Here is a 24,305-nt window from a genome sequence, read left to right on the forward strand (position 1 = left end):
ACATTTGTTTAAATTATAAACGATTTTTGCGTGAATTTTATCTTACACTCTCAACGTCAATCAAATTGTAGAACTTATACGTTAGTAATCAATGGACTACATACTGGTCGGATGTGATGTTTTTTAAGTAAAAAGATATACAGTTTATATCCACATGTCGCACGCATTTTATCCACGTGATGAAGCGTGGTTAATGTATACTCTTGTTAAATAAATAGACATACTTCCATTCATGAAAGTTATGTTGAAAACAGACAGTTGTACCATGCCATTATCCTTGTAGTATGACGTCAACGTTCATGCTAACTATGCGTGATACTGACTCTAAAAACAGACTCTTACATTAATACGAGGATGGATTATGCAATCATTTTCTACTTTTATTCCCCCTGAACGGACTTTGATGGGTCCAGGACCATCCGATGTTAACCCCAGAATTCTAAACGCCATGGCGAGACCCACCCTGGGTCATCTCGATCCATTATTCATTGAGTTAATGGACCAAACCAAACAGCTTTTACAATATGCATTTAAAACTGACAATACACTTACTATGCCTATTTCTGCTCCGGGCTCAGCAGGAATGGAGGCATGTTTTGTTAATCTTGTAGAACCAGGCGATAAGGTACTCGTGTGTATTAACGGCGTATTTGGCAATCGAATGGTCGAAAACGTAGAGCGTTGTGGTGGTGAGGCTATTACCGTCAACAATACATGGGGCGAGCAAACTGACCTTAATGTGGTAGAAGACACCCTTAAAGCCAATCCGGATATAAAGATCCTTGCCTTTGTTCACGCCGAAACATCTACGGGCGTACGCAATGAAGCCAAAGCGCTTTGTGAGCTGGCTAAAAAGTATGATTGTCTTAGCATTGTTGATGCAGTTACCTCTCTTGGAGGTATCGAGTTAGATGTTGACGGTTGGAGCATTGACGCTATTTATTCAGGTTCACAGAAGTGTTTGAGTTGCGTGCCGGGTATCTCTCCTGTTTCATTTAGTGAAAGAGCAGTTAACGTTATTCAAAACCGAAAAACGAAAGTGCAAAGCTGGTTTCTAGACATGAACTTGATTGTTGGTTATTGGGGGCAGGGCGCCAAGCGTGCCTACCACCATACCGCACCTGTCAACAGTATGTACGCTATGTACGAAGCACTTCTGATTTTAAAAGAAGAAGGCTTAGAAAATGCGTGGCAGCGTCATGCATTGGGTCATGAAAAACTTGCGCAGGGTCTAAGTGAACTTGGGTTAGAGATAACGGTAGACAGCGCTTATCGTTTGCCTCAATTAAATGTAGTTAAAATTCCAGACGGCGTAGACGATGCTGCCGTTCGCAAGCAATTGCTTGAAGATTTTAATTTAGAAATCGGCGCCGGTTTAGGCGATCATGCCGGTAAAGTATGGCGAATTGGTCTTATGGGATACGCATGTAAACCCCGTAATATCGATCACTGCCTTGCTGCGTTGCGCACTGTGCTTAAGTAAAACGCCTAGCGCCTTTTACTCTTTTCGGTCAACACGTTCAGCGAGATGCTTAGCTGAACGGTTGGCTTTTAACCATTTAGCATATAAAACCCATTTAACATCGCGCTTTGATATCAGTCCGCATAGATCATTACCCACTCAGCGAGATTTAAAATGTTCGTAATCGCGGCGTGTTACCGCAGTTATAGTGGTTCTACATCAAGTTGACTGGTATTAGTTATCCATTTTTGGGTCTTGCCTCATAAAAAGCACATCTCGGCGAAGTTATATCTCTTCTCATCTCAGTTCAGTGCTAAGATTTCGTTTGTTGCGTATATTCATAAACTATTCAGTTTTAAACATTTATCCTTTCGGTAACGTAATTAAAAGGCACCATAAAAAAGGAATCTCTATGAAAATGATCACGCGTACTAATACTTATTCGACAGCAAAAAGTGTAGTTAAAAAAGCATTGTTAGCTTCATCATTTATTGCCTTATCTGCACCTATGGTTTCTGCACAGGCCGCACAAGAAGCGGTTATAAATGTGCAAGGCGTAGGAGCGGTAGAAGTGACACCAAATGCTTATTCAGTCACACTCGTTGTTGAAGAAGAAGGTAATACAGTAGGTAAACTGAACACTCAGCTTGATTCGGACCTCCGCTCTATTGTTAAGTTCTTGCTTAATCAAGGTATAGATGAAAAGCACATTCAGAGTATGCAAGTACGCTTACAACCTCGCTATATCAATACGCCTCAAGGCCGTCAGCAAGAAGGTTTCACGTTGTCACGAGATATCAACGTCACATCTACTGACCTTGAAACTTATGACAAAGTATTAGATGGCGTGCTTAAACGAGGTGTTGATCGCATACAACAATTTAATTTTATTTCAGTTGGTGAAGGCGATGCCTATCAAAAAGCACTTATCTCTGCGGTAAAAGACGCAAAGCAACGTGCACAGTTATTAGCAAAAGAATTAGAGATTGAAGTAGGTGAAGTTGTTGCAATCTCAGAATCTGGTGGCAATATGCCGATTCCAGTAATGCGCGCCGAAGCTTTTGCCAAAGACATGTCTATGTCTTTACCTGGCCAAGAGCGCATAGAAGCGCGTGTTAATGTGTCTTTTAACATTGTTCAATAGCAGGAAATTCGTTTGAAAGAACAACAGTACGGTCAGTTAATAAACCAAGCAAAGAGCTTGGTTTCTGGCGAGCACGATCTTATCGCTAACATGGCAAATATAAGTGCGCTGCTTTTCAACAGCCTCGAAGAGGTGAATTGGGCAGGTTTTTACCTTTATAAAGAAGAGCAGTTGGTACTCGGTCCATTTCAGGGGCAACCAGCATGTATTCGCATTCCACTTGGAAAAGGCGTTTGCGGAACGAGTGCAAGTACCAGAACTGTTCAGCGTATAGCAGACGTTCATCAGTTCGAAGGACACATTGCCTGCGATGCTGCGTCAAACTCTGAGATTGTTGTTCCACTAGTGCTAAACGATGTGCTGGTTGGCGTACTTGATATCGACAGCCCTGTTTTTGAACGCTTTACCGAAGAAGACGAAAAAGGGCTCGTTGAAATTGCTCAAATTCTTATGGATTCGCAGAAATAATTATGAAATCCAGTGTTGATATTCACGTTGTTTTATCCACGTATGAGGACATGGAAGACTTTCATGATGACCCAGATGAGGCATCTGAACGTTTAAATTTCATCTTACATGCGGTGTACGACAATGCAGAAGAAGATATTGAAACACAGCGTTTAGAGCAAATTTTGCACTACGCATGGGAATCTTGGCAACAAGATAAGCATTTATTAGAAATAGATGACGACGAATTGCTTGATTGGGTTGACCACACGCTGGCAACTTGGGATGATGCAAGTAACGATGAAATCTCCTGAATAATTTAGAAAGTTAATGGAATCACCAGAGAAGTTTACCAACAGTAAGGAAGTGATAGCTTTCCTTGCAGAGACCTTTCCGAAATGTTTTAGCATTGAAGGCGAGGCCCGCCCACTTAAGATCGGTATTTTTCAAGATCTTGCCACACGTTTAGAAGAAGAGGAACGCGTTAGCAAAACCTTACTTCGTTCTACACTACGACATTACACCAACAGCTGGCGCTATCTTCATAGCATCAAAGAAGGTGCAAACCGTGTAGATTTAGACGGCGTTGAAGGCGATGCAATTGAAAAAGAACACGCTGATCATGCGCAGCAGCAGTTAGAAGAAAGCAAAGCAAAAGCAGCTGAAAAGCGCAAAGCTAAGCTAGCTCAGCAGCCTAAGCGAAAAGATAAACGTCAATTTAATCGTCCAAAAGGTGAAAAATCTGCAAATTCGGACCATGCTGATACTAAGCGCGGAACTAAACCGAAAAATAACAGACCAAACAATACACCACCTGCGAAATTGACAGATAGCGATTTACAGCAAGGTACGCAAGTTACCGTTAAATTAGGTAAAGCACCTATGCCTGCAGTAATTACCGAAGTAGCTAAAGATGGCATTCACGTTCAATTAGACTCAGGCATGGTAGTTAAAGTAAACGCAGACGCTTTACGTTTGGCACGCTCCAAGAGGTCGTAAAATATGAGAGACATCCTTCGAATTTCCATCGCCAGTGCTTTTCTTACCGTTGGGGTAGGAGCAGGCGCAGTTACGTCAACACCAGAGGTAGACGAGCTTCCCATTTTACAACAGGAATCTCAACACAGTGTTGCAGCTAAGCGAGTAAGCGCACTCTTTACCAGGGCGCACTACAAGGAAATTTCGTTGGATGATGCACTCTCAGCTAGAGTTTACCAGCGCTTCATCGATTCATTAGATCACAATAAACAAGTGTTATTGCTGTCTGATGTTGTGGGTTTTGAGAAATACCGCACATTGTTTGATGATGCGCTGAGTAAAGGCAACCTCTCTGTTGCCTATGCTATGTATAACGTAAGCGCAAAACGACGCATTGAGCGTTATGAATTTGCACTTGCACTGTTAGAAAAAGGCCCGTTCGACTTTGAAAAAGAAGGCGATAAGTTTTTTTACGACAGAGAAGATGCTGAATGGCCAGCTAATAAAGCTGAGCTGGATGAAATTTGGCGTCAACGCGTTAAATACGACGCGTTAAATCTAATACTTGCAGACAAAACATGGGAAGAGGCGAAAGAACTTCTTACCAAACGCTATACGCGAGCGATTAAGCGCACTAAGCAAGCAAAGAGCGAAGACGTTTTTCAAACTGCAATGAATGCATTCGCACGTACAATTGAAGCTCACACCAGTTACTTATCTCCGCGTAACGCTGAACGTTTCCAAATGGACATGAACTTGTCGTTCGAAGGTATTGGTGCGGTTTTGCAAAGCGAAGATGATTACACGGTAATCAAAAGCGTTGTACCTGGCGGTCCTGCAGACGAGTCTGGCGCAATAAAACCAGAAGATAAAATTGTTGGCGTAGCACAAGACGACGAAGAGTTTGTTGATGTGATTGGTTGGCGATTGGACGAAGTGGTTGAGTTAATTAAAGGCCCGAAAGGAAGTACTGTTCGTCTACAGGTTGAAAAAGGAGCCACGGACGCGAAAACCACGTCGGTAGTTAGCCTTACTCGCGATAAAATTAAGTTAGAAGATCGCGCAGCCAAATCGGAAGTATATGTGCCAGAGACTGGTCCTCACGCGGGTGAACCTCTAGGTGTAATCACCATTCCAAGTTTTTATAACAACCTTAGTATGGATGTTGCTAAAGAAATAGAAAGCTTGAAAGCGCAAAACGTTAAAGGCGTTATCGTAGACTTGCGCGGTAATGGCGGTGGTTCTCTAACCGAAGCAACGTTACTTACTGGCCTATTTATCGAAAAAGGCCCGGTGGTTCAAATTCGATACGGTCAAAGCAAAGTTAGCGTTAACCGTGATACAGATGGCGAAGTGGCTTATGATGGCCCGTTAACCGTATTAGTTGACAGATATAGCGCGTCTGCTTCAGAGATTTTTGCGGCAGCGATGCAAGACTACAACCGTGCTCTCATCGTAGGTGAACAAACCTTCGGGAAAGGGACAGTGCAGCAGCATCGCGGTTTAGGTAAAATTTATGACCTTTACGACAACCCATTAGGTAGTGTTCAGTTTACTATCGCCAAGTTCTATCGCATTGACGGCGGCAGCACACAGCATAAAGGCGTTATTCCTGACATTCTTTATCCATCGGCGGTTGAACCAGCTGAATGGGGAGAAAGCCAAGCGGAAAATGCGTTGCCATGGGACAGTATCAATCGCGCTAACTATACGACGTTTGCAGACGGTACTGCTGCGCTTGATGTTTTAACAGCGAAGCACAACAAACGTATTTTACAAGATCCTGAGTTTTCTTATATCCAAGACGACATAAAGGAATATAAGGAAAATAAAGACAAGAACTTCATCTCATTAGTTAAATCTGTACGTGAAGGCGAGAAGAAAGAGGCGGAAGAGAAGTCGCTTGCTCGTGCTAACGAACGTTTACAGCGATTGGGAATGGAAACTGTCACAACATTGGACGACCTACCTGAAGATATGGAAGAATTAGATCCATTCTTGGACGAGGCAGCCAATATTACTTTCGATATGATCGAAACAGGCCGTTACGCTATCACAAGAAATTAAGTGATTAGAAAAAAGGGCTGGTCTAGGGCCAGCCCTTTTTTTGTGTCTATAAATTATTAAAACAATAATAAAGGGAAATAACATGGCTATCAGAGGCGAATTTTCCTCTCGAATAGGGTTCGTGCTAGCAGCGGCAGGCTCGGCAGTAGGACTAGGTAATATTTGGGGCTTTCCTACAAAGGTAGCAAGTAACGGCGGCGCAGCATTTGTTCTCGTATACTTACTGCTGGCTTTTGTACTCGCTTATCCCGTACTTATGGCAGAACTTATAATCGGTCGTAGTTCACGTTCGAATATGGTTGACGCTTTAGGTAAAATATCAGGCAATTTCGTCGGAAGGCTAACGGGCATTTGGGGCTGTGTTACCGTGTCACTTATCCTTGCATTCTACGCTATTGTAGGCGGATGGATGCTGGTTTATTTCGCCGATGCAGCCGTTAGCATGGTGGGATTTACGAGTGCTAGCGACTGGCTACTCACTTCATCAGTTACGCGTAACATTATTTTCTGCTTCTTATTCATGGGCTTAACTGCATTTATCGTTGTCGGTGGTGTAAAGTCAGGCATTGAGAAGTGGTCGGTGCGTTTGATGCCTACATTGGTTATTCTCATTCTTGCACTGATTGTTTATGTGAGCCTACAGCCTGGTGCCGTAGAAGGTTGGTCAGCATATTTAGTACCTGACTTCTCTCGCGTTCTAGACCCAGACTTATTAATTAACGCCATGGGACAAGCCTTTTTCTCAATGTCTTTAGGTGTGGGTACCATGCTGGTTTATGGTTCATACTTAAGTAAAAATGAAAATCTACCTAGCATTGGTGCGTCGGTAGCGCTTGTCGATATCGGTGTTGCGGTTATTGCGGGTATGCTTATTATCCCGGCCATGTACGTTGCATTAAACAACGGCGTTGAAATCTTCACACCTGAAGGCGCGTTAATCCAAGGTGATACGCTGATTTTCAAAGTACTACCAGCACTGTTTGATACCATTGGTAGCGTAGGTCTTTTCGTTGCTTTTACCTTTTTCGCGCTAATGGCGATTGCTGCCGTCACGTCTTCAATTTCAATGTTGGAAGTTCCCGTTGCGTTTATGGTAGAAAGTAAAGGTCTTCAACGTAAAAAGGCCGTGTTATTAATGGCATCGGTCATCTTTGTATTAAGCTGCATCATCATCTTAAATTTTGAAACCTTGTTCGGCTTTGTTATCGCATTAACTACCGAGTATAGCCAACCGTTACTAGGACTTGCCTTGTGTATTTTCGCAGGTTGGGTGTGGCGCAGAGATGCAATACTCGATGAACTTAAACAAGGTGATCAGTTTGCTGAACACAGCATTTTCTGGAAAATTTGGCCTTGGTACGTACGCTTTGTGTGTCCCGTTATCATTGCGCTTATGTTCTACCGCTCAGTTTTCTAAAGCATTCTGGTAAAAAGCGGACAGCACGCTTAACGCGTTACAAATACAATAATAAGGTTTTAAAAAACGACAATGACGAATAAAGAAATAAAAACGCCGTCACTTCTCGATGCAATGCTTCCTATTCTTGCGTTAGTCATAATGATGGGAAGCGCAGTTTATTTGTTTGCCGATAACTCTTCTTACGGTCCAAACCAAATTGCACTTCTTTTAGCGATGGGCTTAGCTGCTATCATTGGAATGAAAAATGGCTACAGCTGGAAAACTATCGAAAAGGGCATTGTAGACGGTATCTCAATGTCTTTAGGTGCCTGCTTAATTCTGTTAGCGGTAGGTTCTCTTATTGGGACATGGATGCTAGCTGGAACCGTGCCTACGCTTATCTATTTCGGTTTAGAGTTGCTTAACCCCTCGTTTTTCTATGCTGCCGCTTGTCTGATTTGTGCGGTTGTTGCAATGAGTATAGGTAGTTCTTGGACTACCGCGGCGACTGTGGGTGTTGCGCTAATGGGCGTTTCTGCAGGCATGGAAATGTCGGCAGCCATAACCGCCGGCGCAGTAGTATCAGGTGCGTACTTTGGCGATAAAATTTCGCCCTTATCTGAAACAACAAACTTAGCGCCTGCCGTTGCGGGCACGGATTTATTTGAGCACATCCGTTACATGCTTTGGACGACGATTCCGAGCTTTGTTATTGCGCTTATTCTATTTACGGTACTGGGCTTTAGTGAAGTGGGTGAAGCCAAAGCAGAACGCATTGAGCAGATGCAACTTTTGTTAAATGAGTCTTTTGACTTAGGTTGGCATTTGTTAATTCCCCTTGTCGTTTTGCTCACCTTAGCGATTAAAAAGATGCCTGCGTTTCCAGCTGTTTTTATCGGCGCTTTGTTAGGTGGCGTTTGGGCAGTAGTTTTCCAGTGGGATGTGGTTACTTCTATGGCAAGTGGTGACGACTCGGTGAATGTAGGCGCGTTGAAGGTAGTTTGGACTGCGCTATTCGATGGCGTAAGCTTCTCAACACCTGACGAGAACTTAAATAGCTTACTTTCTCGTGGTGGCATGTCTTCTATGTTAAATACCATTTGGTTGATCATCTGTGCAATGTCGTTTGGTGCCGTATTAGAGCGTGTTGGCCTATTAAAGCGTGCAGTTTCTGCCATATTAATTGGTGCAAAATCCGCAGGGGATATGGTGAGCAGAACCATTCTTACTTGTTTTGGTACCAACCTGGTTACTGCAGATCAGTATATTTCAATCGTGATGCCAGGCCGTATGTACAAAGAAGAATTCAAAAAGCGTGGTTTAGACCAATTGAATCTTTCTCGAAGCCTTGAAGACGGCGGCACACTTACGTCTCCACTTATTCCTTGGAACACCTGTGGTGCTTACATGCACAGTGTTTTATTAGTCAATCCATTTGATTACGTATTCTATGCATTCTTCAACGTAATCAACCCGATCCTTGCTGTTATTTATGCGTATTTAGGTATCAAGATTTTACGTATTACGCCACCGCATGTTGAAGTAAACAGCAAAGATACGGTTTAACACAGAGTTCCAATTAAACCCACGTAGGCTTTCTTCCAGGAGGATCTATGTCAGTTCAAGCTAAACGCCGGGCGGATTACCAGCCGCCCGCTTTTTCAATAGCGACAGTTGACCTACATATAACGCTACACCCAACGAAAACCAAAGTTATCAGCACGTTGTCCGTCACTCGTAATGGCGCGCACGATAGTCCATTAGTACTAGATGGCGATAATTTATCGCTAGATTCTATTTCTATTAACGGTACGCACCTATCTGATAATGAATACACGGTAACAGATAGCGCCTTAAGCGTGGTTACTGAACTTGATGAGTTCGTCTTAGAAATTACCAATACCATTGCCCCTGAGCACAACAAAGCGCTGGAAGGCTTGTATTTATCAGGTGGTGCCTATTGTACGCAGTGTGAAGCGGAAGGGTTTCGTCGCATTACGTACTTCATGGACCGCCCGGATGTTTTGTCGGTCTACACAGTGACGGTAGTTGCCGACAAATCAGTACCGATGCTTTTGGCCAATGGCAACCCAGTGGACAAGGGCGAGGTTGACGAAAATACGCATTTTGTTAAATGGCACGATCCACATCCAAAACCTTGCTACCTTTTTGCTCTAGTTGCCGGTGACTTCGATTTACTTACCGATAGCTACACCACCACTAGCGGTAAAGAGGTTGCGCTAGAACTTTATGTTGATAAAGGCAAAAAGTCTCAAGGCATTTTCGCATTAGAATCTCTCAAACGGGCGATGAAGTGGGACGAAGATGTGTTCGGGTTAGAGTACGACTTAGATATCTACATGATTGTTGCCGTCGATTTCTTCAATATGGGAGCGATGGAAAACAAGGGCTTAAATGTATTTAACAGTAAGTTTGTATTAGCCGATCAAAAAAGTGCCACCGACGATGACTTTTTTAATGTTGAGTCGGTTATCGCGCACGAGTACTTCCACAACTGGACCGGCAACCGGGTTACTTGTCGCGATTGGTTCCAGCTAAGCCTTAAAGAGGGGCTTACTGTATTTAGAGACCAACAGTTCAGCGCTGATATGACTTCGGCGTTAAGTAATCGTATAAAGCACGTTCGTGTTATGCGAGAACACCAGTTTGCAGAAGATGCGAGTGCAATGAGTCATCCAATTCGTCCAGAAGAAGTCATTGAAATGAACAACTTCTACACGGTGACGGTTTATGACAAAGGCGCTGAAGTTATTCGCATGTTCCACACATTATTGGGGCCTGACGGATTCAGACGTGGTATGGACGAGTACTTTAGAAGACACGACGGTCAGGCTGTCACCTGTGATGACTTCATTTCAGCAATGCAGTCTGCTACTGATTTAGATTTAACCCAGTTTACCCGCTGGTATAGTCAATCTGGTACGCCAGTGATTTCTGTCGCACACAGCACTGAGGTCGATGATGATGGCATTGTTAAGCATAGCTTTACATTGTCACAGCACACACCTGCAACCTCCGATCAGAAAGAAAAGCTTCCTCTATATATTCCTGTAAATATCGAGATTATTGATGATGAGGGGAAAAGCTATACAGACAACGAGTCGTTAATTCAAAACGGCATGGTCATTTTAAAAGATGATGCTATGCGTTTTACTGTAGAAGCCAAAACTACTAATTTAACACCTGTAGTATTGGGTAACTTCTCAGCGCCAGCGAAAGTAGAAAACCCATTGGGGACAGAGTCTTTACTTACTATATTTAAGCATGCGAAGGATCCATTTAATCGTTGGGATGCAATGCAAACGTTGTATGACCGCTGTGTGAAGCAATTAGAGGAATCGCCTGGGTCTGGTATCAGTAATGAAATCTGGAACGGTATCAAGCAAGCGATTGCCCAAGAGCAGAACAACCTTGAATTGCTGAGTGAATGTTTAGTCATACCTTCGTTTGAGACACTGTGCCAAAGCCGAAGTAACATAAACGTTTCCGCACTTTCGAAAGCGAGAAAAGCGTTCTGCGACCAGTTTGCTCGCGCACTCGAAAAAGAGCTAAAACAAGTCTTCGAAAATATCGAGAAAAGCGCGTATTGCTACACGCAAGAAGCGGTGAATCAACGTCGCTGCAAAAATGTCGTGCTTGCACACTTAGCGCGGTTACCCCAACACGAGCATATTGTGGTTTCTCAGTTTGATACCGCTGATAATATGACAGATACGCTAGGCGCGTTGAGAAGCGCACAACACTGTAGCGCCACCACTTTCGACAGTTTGATGGCTCAGTTTGAGGAATCGTGGAATCATGACCCGCTTGTTTTGGACAAATGGTTCGCACTCCACGCTACACAAAATCGAGACGATATCTTTGCGACTATCACAATGTTATGTGAGCACCCTCAGTTCGCAATGAGTAACCCGAACCGTGTTCGTTCTGTTATTGGTAGCTTCGCTTTCTATAACAGCGAAAGGTTTCATGCACTCGATGGCAGTGGATATAAATTTGTAACCGACTACTTACTTAAGCTCGATGCGGTCAACCCACAGGTTGCCGCCCGTATTGTAACGCCACTGACGCAATGGCAGGGCTTTGCAAGCGAGCATCAGGTTCATATGAAGCAACAGCTTGGCCGTTTGCTTAATCACAAAGGTTTAAGTAAAGATTTGTTTGAGAAAGTAAGTAAAAGCCTTGCTTATGACAAGCATTAGCCAAACTGACTCGGTTTTTTACTTTTCAATAAATGCACCTTACAAGCAATGTGAGGTGCTTTATATTCCATCTATGCCAGATGTGGTCATGGTCAGTGAATCAGGCCTTAGCGTCCAAGTACCGACCAACCGGCTCAGGCAATTTGTTACGTCTGATGGTATTAAAGGTCGTTTTAGGATGATTATTGATGCCAACAAAAAAATAAAATCCTTTGAAAGGCTCGCATAGAGCCTTTTTTGTACGCGACGAGTTACTCTCTTGTATACGAGCTTTCACCACTCCCATACGTAACACTTATGCGTTTTCTTTTGTCATTGAGCGTTCCAAAATACTTAACGCAACAGTTTCGCAATATTTCTGTACATTTTTCCTGCAAGTTTATAAATGCCTTTTATACTCACAATAAAGCAATAACTATTTGATACGGTTAATGTTGTAAAAATTGTTAACTGGTAGGATTAGTTCTTGCGGTTCTGGCAAAATGATGTAATGATTTTGTTAATCGTATGGTTGGTCATGATGTCACGCAATCATTCGCGTCGACTTGGGAGTATAAAAATATGAAAAACGGGCCTAGCGCTTTTAAGATATCACCGGTAGCAGCGGGAGTTCTCTCACTGCTAGGTGCTGCTGCAGTACCAGCACACGCTGCGAATTGGCAAGTGGGTGATGTCAGTATTTCTTTAGATTCAACATTTACATTAGCTACAAGTATTCGAACAGAGGCAAGAGATTACGACCTTATAGGTAACAGTAACCATCCTCAATTCGACTGGAGCGGTTATCACGCAGCTTTCAATCCTTTATACCCAAGTGGCGACGTGTGGGGTTTAGCAGATGGCGGCTACTCAACGAATGGTGATCTTGGTAACCTTGCTCACGATCCAGGTGATGCGTTTGCTACACAAGTATCAGGCTCGCACGAACTGGATATCAATTTCGGTGATTACGGATTTTTTGCTCGTGGCTTTTGGTTCTATGATTTTGAGCAAATGGACGGCGACCGTCCATACTCTAACCCAATAACGGGTAACCAATACGACTTATGTCAAGATCCTGAAGCAGAGGACCTACTGTGTACCGATGTACGTCTTTACGACGCATTCTTCTATGGCGATTGGTGGATTGGCGACAAACCACTTACGCTTCGTGTAGGCCGTCAGGTGATCAGTTGGGGTGAAAGTACATTCATCCAGCACGGTATTAATACAACGAACCCTGTTGATGTAACACGCGCTCGTGCTCCAGGTGCAGAACTTAAAGAAGTATTCTTGCCAGTAGGGATGGTGTACGCGTCTTTAGGTTTGACTGACACAGTGAGTATTTCTGGTTATTACCAGTACGAATGGCAGCGCAGCTGGCTTCCTGTTTCTGGCAGCTACTTCGCGGGCAACGACTTTGCAGGTGAGGGCGGTCAACGCCAAAACGTCCAGCTTGGTTTCAGTGGTAACCCAGACATCGACTTAGATCACCTTCTCACTGCGTTAAACGGATACGGTGATTTACTTCGCTCTGGCGCTAATCCAGAGGACATTTCGCAAGCCTACCTTGCTTATCCAACCAAAGTGGCTATTCGCGGTTTTTCTGACGCAGCGCACAACGACGCCGACGATCAGGGTCAATACGGTTTACGCTTGACGTGGTTTGCCGAGAATTTGAATGAAACAGAGTTTAGTTTCTATCACATCAATTACCACAGCCAACGCCCGCTTATTTCAGGTAAGACATCAGACTTTACTGCTGAAGGTATTGGCGCAGATCTCGCGTTCCTAGCATCTAATACCGTTACTCGCGACAACATCACTGAACTGGGTGCATTTACACAGTCAGAGTTCTTCTACCCAGAAGATATCAAACTCTATGGTATGAGCTTTAACACTAATATCGGTACTACGGCTCTTGCGGGTGAATTTGCCTATCGCGTGGATGAGCCGCTTCAAATCGATGATGTTGAATTGCTGTATATGGGGATGCCAGAGCAATTGGCAAATGCGGGGCTACGTCCAGACTTAGCGGGTATCTCCCAGCTCAACAACATTGGTCGTGCAGTAGGACCAGGCGAGACAGCGGAAGGTTATCTATTCTCTGATACATGGCAAATGCAGTTTACTGCCTCACACGTATTTGGTCCTAAATTTGGCTCTGACAATTTCGTGCTTCTAGGTGAAGTAGGTTATGTAAACGTTGTTGATATGCCAGACCCAGACGTAATTCGTTTGAACGCACCGGGTACTGCTCGCACACCGTCACTTGAACCAATTAACGGAAACTCACGTGAAGGCTTACATCAAGGTCTTTCAGACGGCCCTGAAACTAACCCATTTGCGACAGACGACGCGTGGGGCTATCGCTTATTGGCGGTTGCTGATTACAACTCAATATTTGCTGGTATGAACCTTCGCGTTCGCGGTACTTTCTCTCATGACGTTGAGGGTACTACGCCAGATCCATTATTCCTTTTCACAGAAGATGTTAAGTCTGCTGCACTTTCTTTCACGTTCGACTATTTAAATAAATGGTCTGCAACGGCGTCTTACAGTGCGTTCTGGGGCGGCATTGGTACAACTAATGCGCTATCTGACAGAGACTTCATTTCATTTAACATCAAATACGCAATCTAAGAGTGGTTTTTATGATTAGAAAAGTAGGAATTATTGCAGCTGCCTTGTCACTGGCTTTATCTGGTGCAAGCGCTATGGCTAAAGTGTCTGAAGCAGACGCAAACAAATTAGGTAACGAACTTACGCCGCTTGGCGCAGAAAAAGCGGGTAATGCTGACGGCAGTATCCCAGCGTGGACTGGCGGTATTACTTCAGCACCAGCGGGCTACACAGTGGGTGATCACCATCCAGACCCGTACCCTGAAGATAAAGTGCTATTTGAAATCACGGCACAAAACTACAAAGAATACGCGGACTTTCTATCTGAAGGTCAGAAAAAGCTTTTCGAAGCTTACCCTGAAACCTTTCGAATGCCGGTTTACCCAACGCGTCGTTCTGCGTCTAATCCACAGTTTATCTACGATGCAACTAAGGTAAATGCAACTAGCGCTGAGCTATTAGACGGCGGTAACGGAATTAAAGGGGCTGTTCTCGGTATTCCGTTCCCAATTCCACAAAATGGTCTTGAAGCAATTTGGAACCATATACTTCGCTATCGTGGTGAAGCGGTTCAGCGTAATGGAGGTCAAGCTGCAGTAACAACTGGCGGTGATTACAACGTAATCGGTTTTGACGAGCAGTTATTAATTAAGTACGCAGAAGAAGGTGCTACACCAGAAAAGCTTACTGACGAAAACGTCCTTTTCATGTTTAAACAAAAAGTAACAAAGCCAGCTCGTTTGGCGGGTACAGCACTGCTTGTACATGAAACAGTTGACCAAGTAAAAGAGCCGCGTAAAGCATGGACCTACAACACGGGTCAACGCCGTGTACGTCTAGCGCCAAACATTGCTTATGATACACCTGGAACTGCAGCTGATGGCCTTCGTACTACCGATGACTTTGATATGTTTAACGGCTCACCAAACCGTTACAACTGGAAGTTAGTGGGTAAGAAAGAAATGTTCGTTGCATACAACAACTATGCACTTCATTCAGATAATGCGAAGTACGATGACATCTTAAAGCCAAACCACGTTAATCCAGACCTAACACGTTGGGAAAAACACCGCGTTTGGGAAGTAGAAGCCACATTGAAAGACGGTTTCCGTCATATTTATCAAAAGCGCGTATTCTTCATTGATGAAGATAGCTGGCAAGTTCAAGTTGCTGATATGTATGATAATCGTGGCGAACTTTATCGTGTTGGTGTAGCGTATGGGGTGAACTATTATGAAGTACCTACCCAGTGGTCTACGCTGGATGTGTACCATGACTTGAACTCACGTCGTTACCTGGCCATTGGCCTCGATAACGAAGAAGAGATGTACGACTTCACCGTACGCCCACGAGATGTGGAATTTACGCCTCAGGCGTTACGACGAGAAGGTATGCGCTAATCGCCTTACACAACAAACGGTTGGCAATTGCCAGCCGTTTTTGTATGCAGACAATTATAAATAGGGGGAATGGTTAATTATGAAAAAAACCATTGCAGCGTGCATTGCCGCCACTTTCGCAGTTAATTACTCTACAACTGCAATCGCCGAAGAAGCATTCATGGCACCATTGGTTGAGCAATCGGTTCTTTTGGACATAGACGCTGATACATTTGTCGTTATTGTCGGTGAACGCGGTCACGTGTTAGTTTCAGAGGATGGTGAGGCATTTACTCAAAAAGCCGTACCAACACAATCAACGCTTACAGCGACAACTGTTGTAGGCGACAATATTTGGGCAGTGGGCCACGACGCTGTCATTCTTCATTCTTCAGATAAAGGCGAGACGTGGGAAATACAAAATTTCCAACCTGACCTTCAGCGCCCATTTCTAGACGTTTTATTCTTCAACGAAAAGCAGGGGATTGCTACAGGTGCCTATGGCTTGTTCTATCGAACCTTAGACGGTGGAAAAACGTGGACGGCAGAACGTCATGCCAGTCTGCTTGACCCAATGGATCAAGAATACCTTGAAGATATTCGAAAAGAAGATGAAGACTTCTATCAGCAAGAACTTGAATCTATTTTACCCCACTTAAACAGAATTACCCTTGATGGTGATACGCTTTACCTAGCAGGCGAAGCCGGTCTGCTAGCCAAAAGTACCAATATGGGAGAATCGTGGGAACGGTATTACGTCGACTATACAGGATCGTTTTTCGATATTAAGCCGCTTGATGAAAATACCGTTCTAGCGGTTGGCCTTCGCGGAAATATATTTGTTAACAGAAACGAAGGTGGGTGGGAATACGTACAAACTTGCTCAACCAGCACACTAAATTCAATTCTAATTGGTTCTGAATCGAAGGTTTATGCTTTGGGTAACAACGGGATGATGGTAAGCGCACAGCGACCTTTGCCCACCAGTATGCGAGACCCCTATGCAAACCTTTCAGATTGCGAAGCTGATGAAGGCATTGTCGTTTCACAAATTAAAGACAAAGCCGCGCTTCTTAATGCAACACAGTTCAATGGTAAGAATATTGCCGTTACTGCGAATGGCATTAAAACGTTGAATTTAAAATAGGGCAGTATAAAAACAATGACCCATTTTCTTGAAAAATTAGTATTCGGAAACCGTAAAATTGTCGTAGCCTTGTTTGCTATAGCCACAGTTTTCCTTGGTTACCAAGCTTCACAAATGCGCTTAGACGCAGGTTTTGAAAAGAACATACCGCTAAATCACGAATACATGAAAACGTACATTGAGCACCGCCAAGATTTTGGTGGCGCTAACAATATATTAGTTTCTGTGTGTGATAAAAACGATAACATCTACAATCAAAACTTCTTCGATACCTTAAAGAATGTTCACGACCAACTCTTCTTTATTAATGGGGTGAACCGTTCGTTAGTTATTTCGCTTTTCTCTCCTTCAACCCGCTTTACTGAAATTGTGGAAGGCGGCTTTGCAGGCGGGCCAGTCATTCCTGCCGACTTTAATTCTGCGAGCCCAGAAGCATTAGAGTTGGTGGCAGCTAACGTAGAAAAGGCAAACATCGTCGGAAGACAAGTATCCAGTGATTACAGCTGCGCAATGGTAACAGCACAATTGCTCGATATTGACCCGCAAACTGGCGAGCCTCTCAATACATTGGCGCTAGCAGCAGAGCTTGAAGAGCAGCTTCGCGGTCAATATGAAAACGAAAATACGTCTATTCATATAATTGGCTTTGCGAAAATGATTGGCGATGTGGCCGACGGTGCAAAAGACGTGTTGATCTTTTTCGCCATTGCTATCGCGATTACGGCCGTAATGGTGTATTTCTTCTCGCGCAGCATCATGCTTACGTTATTGCCATTAGTATGCTCAATCATTGCCGTTATCTGGCAGCTAGGCCTGCTTACTTCTATTGGCTTTGGTATGGACCCTATGTCAATACTGGTACCATTTTTAGTATTTGCCATTGGTGTGAGCCACGGCGTACAAATGATAAACGCGGTAGAAAAACAAGCAGTAACCGGTATTGGTGCTAAACGGGCATCTATGGCGGCATTCAGAAACTTGTTGGTTCCAGGCGGAATTGCACTGTTATCTGATACGGTTGGCTTTATGACGTTATTGGTAATCGATATCGGCATTATTCGCGAGTTGGCGATTACGGCAAGTATGGGTGTAGCGGTAATCATTCTTACCAACTTGTTGCTGCTGCCTGTGCTGATGAGCTTCTTAAAACTTGACCAGAAATATGTCGAAAAATTCGCGGGTAAAGAAAACGCTAATTCGAAATTCTGGGAAGTCATCGCAGCTTGTTCACGTAAAAAGCCTGCGGCAATAATTCTTATCGTTACGGCTATCCTATTCGTGTTTGGTCATTTCCAAGCTCAGAATATGAAGATAGGGGACTTGCACGCGGGTGCACCTGCACTTCATGAGACGTCGCGATACAACCAAGACACTTTCCTTATTACCGACAAGTACGAAGTTACGGTCGATTACATTTCCATTTTGGTAGAAACTACGCCAGAGGCATGTACATCGCATAGCGTGATGAAGGCCATGGATGACTTCCAGTGGAAAATGGAAAACGTACAAGGTGTTCAATCGGCAGTATCGTTGGCCTCGGTAGCGAAAATTGTAAATGCAGGTTACAACGAAGGTAACGTCAAGTGGCAAGTCATTCCGCGCAACCAGCAAACCTTAGTTCAAGCTATTTCTCGTGTTCCAACATCATCAGGTTTACTCAATGGCGACTGCTCGGTCATGCCGATTATTCTGTTTATGGAAGACCACAAAGCAGAAACGATCTCTCGTGTCGTTGAAGCGGTAAAAGCGTATCGCGATGAATATCAAACCGATGATATGAAGTTCAGTCTTGCTTCTGGTCCTGTCGGCGTGATGGCCGCAACTAATGAAGCGGTGAGTGCAGCGCAAGACCCTATGATGCTTTATGTATTTGGCGCCGTTATTGCGTTGTGTCTAATTAGCTTCCGCTCGGTGCGTGCTACGTTAGTTGTTGTTATTCCGCTGTATGTGGTGTCTGTACTGGCGCAAGCCTTAATGACATACCTTCAAATTGGCCTCACCGTTTCTACATTACCAGTTATCGCACTTGGCGTGGGTATAGGTGTGGACTATGGTATTTATATACTCTCTACCAAGAGCTTGATGCTGAAGAAAGGCGCTACCGTTCAAGAAGCGTATTTCGCTGCCTTAAAAGAACGTGGAAGTGCTGTGCTATTTACCGGTATTACGCTGGCAATAGGTGTGAGCACATGGGTGTTCTCTTCGCTTAAGTTCCAAATGGATATGGGCATTTTGCTTACATTTATGTTCGTCGTGAACATGCTTGGAGCAATAATTGTACTGCCTGCACTAGCAAGATTCCTATGGTGGAACAAGAATGACCCTGATGCATAAAATATTTTTGCATAGCTAAGCATTAAAAAGGGCCTTTAGGCCCTTTTTTTTGGGTGTTTTCTGCATACTTATCTATGCTGTTAATATAAGGTTAAAAATGGGCTTTCATTAGCGTCATTTATTAGAGAAAATAGTTAGGTACTCGGCACTTATACCAAGCTGGATTGGTATTACGACATTCAAAAAAGGTTAACAAATGACAGTCACCTCACAGCGACACTCAGTACTGCTAGACAATGTATTTGCACTTATCGACAAAAAAGTAGATACCAAGCAGAAGTCTCTTGTGCAGCAATTCGGACGTCTGTTGTATAAAAATATTTCAAGCGATGACCTAGAAAATCGCAACGACAGCGACCTTTATGGTGCAACACTTAGTTTATGGAATGGCTTGGCGAAGTTTGAACATACGTCGCCATACATACGCGTATTTAACCCGGAAATTGCCAAACACGGCTGGCACTCAAGCCACACAATTGTTGAGATTATTGTGTCGGATATGCCATTCTTGGTTGACTCGGTGCGCATGTTGCTAAATCGTTTGAACATCACCGCACATTTATTCCTTCACAGCCCAATTGGCATTAAGCGCGACAAAGCGAACAAAGTTGAAGCGTTTGCTGAGCCAGGTCAATCGCTTGAAGGTGCGAAAAAAGAAACGGTCATCTTTATCGAAATCGATAGACAAACATCGAAAAAAGATATCGATGCTCTAACACAAGAACTGCACTCTGTCGTTGATGAAGTTTCTCTGGCAGTTCAAGACTGGCAAGGCATGACAAATACCTTGCAAGACGTAATTAAAAACAATGGTAAATTTAACTGGCCTGTATCTGCAGAAGCCAAAAAGCAAACTAAAGCTTACTTAGAATGGTTAGGCGATCACAACTTCACAATGATGGGTTACCGTTATTATGACGTTAAAGCCATTGAAGGGGACCATAGATGGATCCCTCAAAACGACACCAGTTTAGGTTTGCTTAAAAACTCAGTAAACGACCGTGAGCGTTTGTTGTCTCGCTTGCCTGCGTCGGCCCGTGCGGAAGCGCTTAGCAAAAACCCATTGATTCTGACCAAAACAAATTCACGCGCGCGAGTACACCGTCCTGCATATATGGACTATGTAGGCGTGAAGGTGTTTAACAAAGAAGGTCAAGTTGTTGGTGAGCACCGCTTTTTAGGTTTGTATTCTGCCTCTTTCTATAACAACAGCGTAACTCAGCTTCCGATTTTACGTGAAAAAATCAAACGTATTTGTGAGCTATCTGGTTTCGAGCCCGGAACTCACGCATACAAAGCGTTTGCAAATATTATAGAAACCTACCCACGAGATGAGTTGCTACAAACGCCAGCAGAAGAGCTAGCGCAAATTGTGATGGGTATTTTTCAAATGCAAGAGCGTGGAATTTCACGTTTATTCATTCGAAAAGACATTTTTGGCCGCTTTTTCTCGTGCATGGTGTTTGTTCCAAGAGAGCGCTATAACACCCAGTTACGCAAAGAAACCCAAGCGCTACTTAAAGCGTCATTGGGCGCAACTGAAGAAGTGGAATTTACTACGTTCTTCTCAGAGTCTGTATATGCCCGTACGCATTACATTGCTAGAGTCAACGACAACAACGCGGAATTCGATGTGAAGGAAATAGAGCAAAACATTATTGAGTTGACCAAAACCTGGAATGACAGACTCGCGTCAGCTATTTCAGCGGCACACGGTGAGGCTTCGGGTAAAGCGTTGGAACGCAAATACAACAATGCTTTCTCTCGCAGCTATATGGAGCATAACCTACCGTCAGCAGCGCTTGTAGATATTGGCAAACTAGAGATGTTAGACGACAACCACACACTGGATATGTTGTTCTATCGTCCACAAGAAGAAGACGCTGACAGCCAGGTAGTTAAGCTTAAGCTTTTCCACCGTGCCGAGCCTATCCATTTGTCTGACGTGTTACCGATGCTTGAGAATTTTGGGTTACGCGTAATCGATGAAAGTCCTTATAAAGTCACGTGTTCAGAAGGTGAACGTAACTGGGTCATGGACTTCACCATGTTACATAAAAGTGGTCAGCACTTTGACATGGAAAACGCCCAGATTCTCTTTCAAGATGCCTTCGCCAAAGTGTGGTACAAGACACTAGAAGACGACGCGTTTAACCGCCTTATCCTTGGCGCGAATATGACTGGCCGTAAAGTTACGGTACTCCGTGCTTATGCTAAATACATGCGCCAGACCGGCAGTTCTTTCAGCCGTGACTACATCGCAAACACACTAGCTAACTATCCAGACATTGCTCGTTTACTCGTAGACTTTTTCGACCAGCGTTTTAATCCTAAGAAAAAGCGCAATGAGAAAAAAGAGGAAGGTATTCTTGAGACTATTAAGGAACAGTTAGATAACGTTAGCAACTTGGATGATGACCGAATTATTCGTCGTTATCTGGATATGATGTCTGCAACGTTACGTACAAACTTCTATCAGGCAGACGATGCCGGCAATGAAAAATCATATGTATCATTTAAGATGATGCCTGAACTCATTCCTGACATGCCATTACCACTGCCTAAGTTTGAAATTTTTGTTTACAGTCCTCGCGTTGAAGGTGTGCACCTGCGTGGCGGCAAAGTTGCCCGCGGCGGTCTTCGTTGGTCTGATAGACAAGAAGACTTCAGAACAGAAGTACTCGGCCTAGTAAAAGCGCAACAAGTTAAAAACACGGTGATCGTGCCGGTTGGTGCAAAAGGTGGTTTCGTTTGTAAGAACCTACCTGTAGGCGAAGGTCGCGCAGCTATTCAGGCTGAAGGCCAAGCATGCTATCGCACTTTCATCACCAGCTTGTTAGATATTACTGACAACATTGTAAATGGTGAAATTGTTCCCCCTAAGGATGTTGTTCGCCTTGATGATGACGACCCTTATTTGGTTGTTGCTGCAGATAAAGGCACTGCCACGTTCTCTGATATCGCAAACGGTATTGCAGAAGAGTTTGGGTTTTGGCTGGGCGATGCATTTGCATCTGGCGGTAGTATTGGATACGACCATAAGAAAATGGGTATTACTGCACGCGGCGGATGGGAGTCGGTTAAACGTCATTTCAGAGAAATTGGTATCGACTGTCAGACCACTGACTTTACCGCTGTTGGTGTGGGCGACATGGCAGGTGACGTATTCGGTAACGGTATGTTGCTATCAGAGCATACGCGACTAATCGCTGCGTTTAACCATTTACATATTTTCTTCGATCCAAGCCCAGATGCAGCAGCAAGTTATAAAGAGCGTCAACGCCTGTTTGAGAACCCAAGCCTAAGCTGGGAAGACTATGACAGTAAGCTGATTTCAAAAGGCGGTGGCGTATTTAGCCGCGCGTCTAAATCTATCAAGCTTACACCTGAAATGAAAAAGTGGTTAGGTACGCGTCAGCTAACGATGACGCCTAATGAGCTAATTCACAATATATTGAAAATGCCAGTCGACCTACTGTGGAACGGTGGAATCGGTACGTATATTAAGAGCAAGAAAGAATCTCACTCAGACGTAGGTGACCGTGCTAATGATGACTTACGCGTCAATGGTCGTGACGTACAAGCTAAAATTGTGGGCGAGGGCGGTAACTTAGGTCTAACGCAGTTAGGTCGTATTGAATATGCGTCTAACGGTGGCCGAGTTAACACTGACTTCATCGATAACGTAGGTGGGGTTGATTGCTCGGATAACGAAGTAAACATCAAAATCTTGCTTAACAGCCTAGTTAACGACGGTGAACTTACGCTTAAACAGCGTAATAAGTTGCTCTACGATATGACCGACGATGTAAGTCGAATTGTACTGAAAGACTGCTACCGTCAAACTCAGTCTATCTCTATTACTGAGTTAGCTGGCGTTAAGCAACTTAAAGAACAGCTTCGCTTTATCCACGGTCTTGAGCGTGAAGGTCAGCTAAACCGTGAATTGGAATTTATTCCAAGTGACGATGAGATTTCTGATCGCGTAGCCACGGATCAAGGTTTAACTCGCCCAGAGTTAAGCGTATTGATTGCGTACGGCAAAATGGTACTTAAAGATGCGCTTAATATTCCGGAAATCACTGACAATCCTTACCACGGTAAGTTGTTAGTAGAAGCCTTCCCTAAAGTGCTCCGCGAAAAATTCGCAACACACATGCAACAGCATCCGCTTAGAAGCGAAATTATTGCGACTAAGTTAACCAATAACATGGTTAACGACATGGGCCTTAACTTCGTGTTTAGAATGCAGGAAGAAACTGGGGCAAGTGTGAGCGAAATTGCTGACGCATACGCAATTGTTCACGGTATCTTTAACATGAAGACGCTGTGGGAGCGCATCGAACAACTGGATAACGTTATTCCAGCTCAGCTACAGCTTAAAATGTTAGATGAAGCACGTAGAATTATGCGTCGCGCTTCGCGCTGGTATATTCGCCACGGTAATAAGACGCAATCCATTGAAGAAGCCATCGCGAGCTACCGTGGTACCTTCGATATTTTATCGAAGAACCTGCAAAACTACTTGGTTAAAAGCGAATTTACTCAGCTTGAAAACGCTACGCAGAAATACATTGATAAGGGTGTACCAGAAGACATCGCTTATCAGGTTGCAAGCTTCTCTAACATGTTCTCTAGCTTTGACCTTGCTCAAATCGTTGAAGCAGATAAGCACGATACCGATGTAGTCGCTAAGCTTTACTATCAGCTAGGTTCTCGTTTAGAACTTCACTGGTTCTTAGATCAGATAAACAACCAGGCGGTAAGCAACCACTGGCAAGCGTTAGCTCGCGCCTCGTATCGTGAAGAGTTAGATTGGCAGCAGCGTTCCATTGCAGCAAATCTTTTAGCTTCTCGCGAAGACGTAAGTAGTGCAGATCAAATTCTTGATGAGTGGATTGAAAGCAATCAGGTCCTACTTAAGCGCTGGTATCACATGATGTCTGAGTTTAAGACCAGTACAACGCACGAATTTGCGAAATTTTCTGTCGCTTTACGTGAATTGATGCTTTTAAGCGTGAAGTCTAACCATTAGAATACACGCACCTTAATGAATTAAGCCCTGTTTATCAGGGCTTTTTATTGGCCGATTGAACATTGCTGTACATTTTTGCAGCATCGTTT

General features: G+C 43.9%; 15 protein-coding genes. All 15 read left to right on the forward strand.

Annotation, left to right across the window (positions count from 1 at the left end):
• The first annotated feature begins 361 nt into the window (after positions 1–361).
• The 15 genes from BIZ39_RS04560 to BIZ39_RS04630 all read left to right on the forward strand — a co-directional run bounded on the left by BIZ39_RS04560 (position 362) and on the right by BIZ39_RS04630 (position 24,216).
• A complete protein-coding gene (locus BIZ39_RS04560) occupies positions 362–1,483 on the forward strand; it encodes a pyridoxal-phosphate-dependent aminotransferase family protein (protein WP_262385708.1) in 1,122 nt (373 codons plus the stop codon).
• A 391-nt stretch (positions 1,484–1,874) separates the two neighbouring features.
• On the forward strand, positions 1,875–2,606 hold the full coding sequence (locus tag BIZ39_RS04565) for an SIMPL domain-containing protein (RefSeq protein ID WP_187446464.1): 732 nt from the start codon (positions 1,875–1,877) through the stop codon (positions 2,604–2,606).
• A 12-nt stretch (positions 2,607–2,618) separates the two neighbouring features.
• On the forward strand, positions 2,619–3,074 hold the full coding sequence (locus BIZ39_RS04570; RefSeq protein WP_014949540.1) for a GAF domain-containing protein: 456 nt from the start codon (positions 2,619–2,621) through the stop codon (positions 3,072–3,074).
• A 2-nt stretch (positions 3,075–3,076) separates the two neighbouring features.
• A complete protein-coding gene (locus BIZ39_RS04575) occupies positions 3,077–3,367 on the forward strand; it encodes a hypothetical protein (protein ID WP_014949541.1) in 291 nt (96 codons plus the stop codon).
• 16 nt (positions 3,368–3,383) lie between these two features.
• Positions 3,384–4,052: an RNA chaperone ProQ gene (gene proQ / locus BIZ39_RS04580; RefSeq protein WP_014949542.1), complete on the forward strand. Its 669-nt coding sequence runs from the start codon at positions 3,384–3,386 to the stop codon at positions 4,050–4,052.
• Positions 4,053–4,055: 3 nt separating this feature from the next.
• Positions 4,056–6,098: a carboxy terminal-processing peptidase gene (prc, locus tag BIZ39_RS04585; RefSeq protein ID WP_187446465.1), complete on the forward strand. Its 2,043-nt coding sequence runs from the start codon at positions 4,056–4,058 to the stop codon at positions 6,096–6,098.
• A gap of 82 nt (positions 6,099–6,180) precedes the next feature.
• Positions 6,181–7,515, forward strand: coding sequence for a sodium-dependent transporter (locus BIZ39_RS04590; protein WP_014949544.1), 1,335 nt, complete (start codon positions 6,181–6,183; stop codon positions 7,513–7,515).
• A gap of 72 nt (positions 7,516–7,587) precedes the next feature.
• Entirely contained in the window at positions 7,588–9,063 is a 1,476-nt protein-coding gene (nhaC, locus tag BIZ39_RS04595; RefSeq protein ID WP_014979337.1) for a Na+/H+ antiporter NhaC, read from the forward strand.
• Between the two features lie 47 nt (positions 9,064–9,110).
• Positions 9,111–11,720, forward strand: a complete 2,610-nt coding sequence (pepN, locus tag BIZ39_RS04600) for an aminopeptidase N (protein WP_187446466.1) — start codon at positions 9,111–9,113, stop codon at positions 11,718–11,720.
• The gene (locus BIZ39_RS04605; protein ID WP_014949547.1) at positions 11,707–11,949 is read left to right on the forward strand and encodes a DUF2835 family protein; all 243 of its coding nucleotides are present in this window, start codon (positions 11,707–11,709) and stop codon (positions 11,947–11,949) included. Before pepN ends, BIZ39_RS04605 begins: the two co-directional genes overlap by 14 nt.
• Before the next feature lie 332 nt (positions 11,950–12,281).
• Positions 12,282–14,342, forward strand: coding sequence for a DUF1302 domain-containing protein (locus BIZ39_RS04610; protein WP_187446467.1), 2,061 nt, complete (start codon positions 12,282–12,284; stop codon positions 14,340–14,342).
• Between the two features lie 11 nt (positions 14,343–14,353).
• Entirely contained in the window at positions 14,354–15,721 is a 1,368-nt protein-coding gene (locus BIZ39_RS04615) for a DUF1329 domain-containing protein (protein ID WP_061095043.1), read from the forward strand.
• A gap of 79 nt (positions 15,722–15,800) precedes the next feature.
• Entirely contained in the window at positions 15,801–16,847 is a 1,047-nt protein-coding gene (locus tag BIZ39_RS04620) for a WD40/YVTN/BNR-like repeat-containing protein (protein ID WP_061095044.1), read from the forward strand.
• A gap of 15 nt (positions 16,848–16,862) precedes the next feature.
• A complete protein-coding gene (locus BIZ39_RS04625) occupies positions 16,863–19,181 on the forward strand; it encodes an efflux RND transporter permease subunit (protein WP_187446468.1) in 2,319 nt (772 codons plus the stop codon).
• 196 nt (positions 19,182–19,377) lie between these two features.
• On the forward strand, positions 19,378–24,216 hold the full coding sequence (locus BIZ39_RS04630; RefSeq protein WP_039227703.1) for an NAD-glutamate dehydrogenase: 4,839 nt from the start codon (positions 19,378–19,380) through the stop codon (positions 24,214–24,216).
• Positions 24,217–24,305: the final 89 nt, after the last annotated feature.

Origin of the sequence: Alteromonas sp. BZK5 (assembly GCF_014349115.1) — a bacterium.
GTDB classification, from domain to species: Bacteria; Pseudomonadota; Gammaproteobacteria; order Enterobacterales; family Alteromonadaceae; genus Alteromonas; species Alteromonas macleodii.

What these genes read in the sequence shown, in the direction of transcription:
- nhaC (WP_014979337.1), top strand. Translation starts at nt 7,588, where the DNA reads ATGACGAATAAAGAAATAAAAACGCCGTCACTTCTCGATGCAATGCTT.
- BIZ39_RS04575 (WP_014949541.1), top strand. Translation starts at nt 3,077, where the DNA reads ATGAAATCCAGTGTTGATATTCACGTTGTTTTATCCACGTATGAGGAC.
- BIZ39_RS04630 (WP_039227703.1), top strand. Translation starts at nt 19,378, where the DNA reads ATGACAGTCACCTCACAGCGACACTCAGTACTGCTAGACAATGTATTT.
- BIZ39_RS04590 (WP_014949544.1), top strand. Translation starts at nt 6,181, where the DNA reads ATGGCTATCAGAGGCGAATTTTCCTCTCGAATAGGGTTCGTGCTAGCA.
- BIZ39_RS04605 (WP_014949547.1), top strand. Translation starts at nt 11,707, where the DNA reads ATGACAAGCATTAGCCAAACTGACTCGGTTTTTTACTTTTCAATAAAT.
- BIZ39_RS04625 (WP_187446468.1), top strand. Translation starts at nt 16,863, where the DNA reads ATGACCCATTTTCTTGAAAAATTAGTATTCGGAAACCGTAAAATTGTC.
- pepN (WP_187446466.1), top strand. Translation starts at nt 9,111, where the DNA reads ATGTCAGTTCAAGCTAAACGCCGGGCGGATTACCAGCCGCCCGCTTTT.
- proQ (WP_014949542.1), top strand. Translation starts at nt 3,384, where the DNA reads ATGGAATCACCAGAGAAGTTTACCAACAGTAAGGAAGTGATAGCTTTC.
- BIZ39_RS04610 (WP_187446467.1), top strand. Translation starts at nt 12,282, where the DNA reads ATGAAAAACGGGCCTAGCGCTTTTAAGATATCACCGGTAGCAGCGGGA.
- prc (WP_187446465.1), top strand. Translation starts at nt 4,056, where the DNA reads ATGAGAGACATCCTTCGAATTTCCATCGCCAGTGCTTTTCTTACCGTT.
- BIZ39_RS04565 (WP_187446464.1), top strand. Translation starts at nt 1,875, where the DNA reads ATGAAAATGATCACGCGTACTAATACTTATTCGACAGCAAAAAGTGTA.
- BIZ39_RS04620 (WP_061095044.1), top strand. Translation starts at nt 15,801, where the DNA reads ATGAAAAAAACCATTGCAGCGTGCATTGCCGCCACTTTCGCAGTTAAT.
- BIZ39_RS04615 (WP_061095043.1), top strand. Translation starts at nt 14,354, where the DNA reads ATGATTAGAAAAGTAGGAATTATTGCAGCTGCCTTGTCACTGGCTTTA.
- BIZ39_RS04560 (WP_262385708.1), top strand. Translation starts at nt 362, where the DNA reads ATGCAATCATTTTCTACTTTTATTCCCCCTGAACGGACTTTGATGGGT.